4 protein-coding genes are annotated in these 3,605 nt (G+C 66.2%); 1 reads left to right on the plus strand and 3 read right to left on the minus strand.

Going from position 1 to position 3,605, the window contains the following annotated elements:
• Positions 1-32 precede the first annotated feature (32 nt).
• From JYJ84_RS31445 to JYJ84_RS31455, 3 genes are read right to left on the minus strand one after another with little or no spacing between them, the layout of a single operon-like run.
• Entirely contained in the window at positions 33-278 is a 246-nt protein-coding gene (locus tag JYJ84_RS31445; protein WP_122945677.1) for a ferredoxin family protein, read from the minus strand.
• A gap of 11 nt (positions 279-289) precedes the next feature.
• Positions 290-2,029: a fumarate reductase/succinate dehydrogenase flavoprotein subunit gene (locus tag JYJ84_RS31450; protein WP_122945676.1), complete on the minus strand. Its 1,740-nt coding sequence runs from the start codon at positions 2,027-2,029 to the stop codon at positions 290-292.
• Positions 2,026-2,796 carry a GntR family transcriptional regulator gene (locus JYJ84_RS31455; RefSeq protein WP_122945675.1) on the minus strand — a complete coding sequence of 257 codons (771 nt, stop codon included), beginning with the start codon at positions 2,794-2,796 and terminating at the stop codon, positions 2,026-2,028. Before JYJ84_RS31455 ends, JYJ84_RS31450 begins: the two co-directional genes overlap by 4 nt.
• 323 nt (positions 2,797-3,119) lie before the next feature.
• Here JYJ84_RS31455 and JYJ84_RS31460 point away from each other — a divergent pair.
• Positions 3,120-3,605: MFS transporter (locus JYJ84_RS31460; RefSeq protein WP_205189926.1), on the plus strand; the 486-nt coding region annotated here is incomplete at its 3' end.

Raw genomic sequence — 3,605 nt, forward strand, 5'->3', positions numbered from 1 at the left:
CGGGGGAGGGTGAGAGCCTGCCGCGCACACGATCAGCGCAGCAGGTACGGGATGTCGACCTTGACCGCACCGGTCGGGCAGTCGCGCTCGCACGGCATGCAGTACCAGCACTCGTCGAACTGCATATAGGCCTTGCCTTTCGTCACGTCGATCGCGAGCAGGTCGAGCGGGCACACGTCGACGCAGACGGTGCAGCCCTTGTCGGCGATGCACCGATCCTCGTCGATCGTGACGGGCGCGCTGCTGCGCAGGAAGATGTCATACGGCGTATGGGACACGGCAGGATTCCTCAGAGGGTGGCCGCGGGTGCGGCCGGTTCGCGGATGCGCAGATGCGCGTAGGCGCTGCGCTCGTCGTCGGCGAGCGGTACGACGTAGGGTTCGACCGCGCGCTTCTCGCTGCGCATTGCGCCGTCGGCGCTCTTGCTCAGCCACGTGTGGCAGAACCACTCGGCGTCGTTGCGCTGCGGGAAGTCGACGCGATGGTGGTACAGACCCCAGCGGCTCTCGGTGCGGAACAGCGACGCGCGCGCGGCCATTTCCGCGCAGTCGCGGATCGCGCGTACCTCGGCGGCGCGCATCAGTTCGTGCGGATGATCGGCTTTTATCGATTCGATATCCTCAGTAATGGCGTCAAAGCGTTGCAGCCCGATTTCCATCTTGCGCGTCACCTTCGGCGGTTGCAGATAGTCGTTCACCATGCGGCGCAGCTTGTATTCGACCTGCGCTGGCGCCAGGCCGCGCTCGCGCAACAGCGGCGCAAGCACGCGGGTGCGTTCGGCGGCGACCTGTTCGTCGTCCACCGGTGCATGCGCACGGCCGGCCACGTAGTCGGCCGCGTTCTGCCCGGCAAACCAGCCGTACGTAAATGCGCCGAGCATGTAGTTGTGCGGGACGGCCGCCATGTCGCCGGCCGCGTAGAGCCCCGGCACGGTCGTCTCCGCGCGTGCGTTCACATACACGCCGGATGCGCTGTGGCCGCTGCAGAAGCCGATCTCGGAAATGTGCATTTCGACCATCTGCTGCCGGTAGTCGGTGCCGCGCCCCGCGTGAAAGCGGCCGCGGCTCGGCCGCTCGTTCGTATGCAGGATCTGCTCGATGGTCTGGATCGTTTCTTCCGCGAGATGGTCGAGCTTCAGGAACACGGGGCCGTTACCGCTTTGCAGTTCCTGGTAGAACTCCCACATCATCTGGCCGCTCCAGTAATCGCATTCGATGAAGCGTTCGCCCTTGCCGTTCGCGGTGAAGCCGCCGAGCGGGCCCGTCACGTACGCGCACGCGGGGCCGTTGTAGTCCTTGATCAGCGGATTGATCTGGAAGCATTCGAGGTTCGCTAGCGCGGCACCGGCGTGATAGGCCATCGCGTAGCCGTCGCCTGCGTTGGTCGGGTTCTCGTAGGTGCCCATCAGGTAGCCCGATGCCGGCAGGCCGAGGCGGCCGGCCGCGCCGCAGCAGAGGATCACGGCCTTCGCGCGGATCACGTGGAACTCGGCCGTCCGGCAGTCGAAACCGAGCACGCCGCTCGCGCGGCCCTGTGCATCGGTCAGCACGCGCGTCGCGACGATCCGGTTCGTAATCGCGATGCGCGCGCGCTTCAGCTGCCGGTACAGCACCTTCTTGATGTCGTGGCCTTCGGGCATCGGCAGCACGTATGCGCCCATGTGGTGGACCTTCTTCACCGCGTAGTCGCCGGTGCCGTCCTTTTCGAACTTCACGCCCCAGCGGTCGAGCTGCTCGATCGTCGCGAAGCTGTGCGTGGCATACGCATGCACGGCTTCCTGGTCGACGATCCCGTCGTTGGCGATGGTGATCTCGCGCGTGTACTGCTCGGGTGTCGCATGCCCGGGGATCACCGCATTGTTCAGGCCGTCCATCCCCATCGAGATCGCGCCGCTGCGCTTCACGTGCGCTTTTTCGAGCAGCAGCACGCGCAGCGACGGGTCGCGTTCCTTCGCCTTGATCGCCGCCATCGGGCCGGCCGTGCCGCCGCCGACCACGACGATGTCGTATTCGAGCACATGGGTAGTCATCGTTGTGTCCTTGCAGGTTTGCGCGGCTTCTGCCGGTCGATGCGCAGCCGGTACTGGAAGGCGTCGCCGCGGAAGTAGAGAATTTCGTAGTCGATCGGTGCGCCCGACGCGTCATGCGTGAGGCGCTCGATGCGCAGCACGGGGCTGCTTTCCTCGACATGCAGCGCATCGACGATCTCGTCGTCGGCGAGAATCGCGTCGATCGACACGTCGGCATGGCCGAGCGGGATGCCGCAGTCGTTTTCCAGGACCAGGAAGATGTCGCGGGTCGCGAGATCGGCGCCCGCGAGGCGTTTGCCGACGGCTTCGGGCACCCAGGTCTGTTCGAGCGACACCGGCTCGCGATTCAGCAGCCGCACGCGATGAATCTCGACGAGCGGCGCGCCTTCGGGCACGTTCAGCTTCGTCGCGAGATGGCGGTCGGCCTTGACGGTGCGGAAACTGCGCACCTGGTTGACGATCTCGTAGCCCATCGACGACATCGCCTCGGCGAAGCCCTGCAGCGACGTCACGTTCTGGAATGCCTTCGGCTTCGACACGAAGGTGCCCTTGCCGTGCAGCTTGAACAGCAGTCCTTCCTTCTGCAGATCGCCGAGCGCCTGGCGCACCGTGATACGGCTGACGTCGAACATCGCGCAGAGATCGTGCTCGGAAGGCATCCGGCTGTGCGGCGCATAGGTGCCGTCGAGAATGCGCGCGCGCAGGGTGTCCTTGATCTGCACGTAGAGCGGAGCCGCCGACAGCGGCACGACGTTGGGTGAGGTCATCGGTCAACTTGTTATGACAAGATCGCTCGAGTGTAGTCAGCGCGCTCTCGGGTCCCAACCAACGATTTCTGATTTGGACTTTCCGATTCCCGAAAAGCGTGCTGGCAGGGGACAGACCGACCGGACGATCCGCGTCGCGGTGTCGGCCCGATTCGCCGGTTGCGGGCGGAGCGGAGTGGCGGACCACAAAAAATTCGTCGGTGCGCGTCCCGCGCATGTCGATTTCCCGATGCGTCGCCCGTCGTATCCATGTCGACCGGGCAGGACGCCACGCAGGTGGCACCCGGTTCCCGGGCATTGCCGTCACGAAAAGGAGCCACGCCATGCCGGATTCCCGATACCGCTGGGTGATCGTCGCCGCGGGCGGCCTGATGGGCTGCATCGCGGTCGGCGCGATGTTTTCGCTGCCGGTGTTCCTGCGCGCGATCGCGCGCGACACCGGCTGGTCGATGACCGGCATTTCCGGCGCGATGACGCTCGGCTTCATTGCCATGGCCTTCGCGAGCATGGGGTGGGGCAGCCTGTCGGATCGCATCGGCACGCGCCCGGTCGTCATCACGGGCGCCGTGCTCCTGTCGGCAAGCCTGGCGCTGGCGAGCCGTGCGCCGTCGCTGCTCGCGTTCCAGCTGACTTTCGGCCTCGCCGTCGGCGGCGCGACCGCCGCGATATTCGCGCCGATGATGGCGTGCGTGACCGGCTGGTTCGACACGCACCGCAGCCTGGCGGTGTCGCTCGTGTCGGCTGGGATGGGGATGGCGCCGATGACGATGGCCCCGCTGGCCGCGTGGCTCGTGTCGGTGCGCGACTGG

Source organism: Burkholderia sp. LMG 13014, from assembly GCF_905232215.1.
Classification (GTDB): domain Bacteria; phylum Pseudomonadota; class Gammaproteobacteria; order Burkholderiales; family Burkholderiaceae; genus Burkholderia.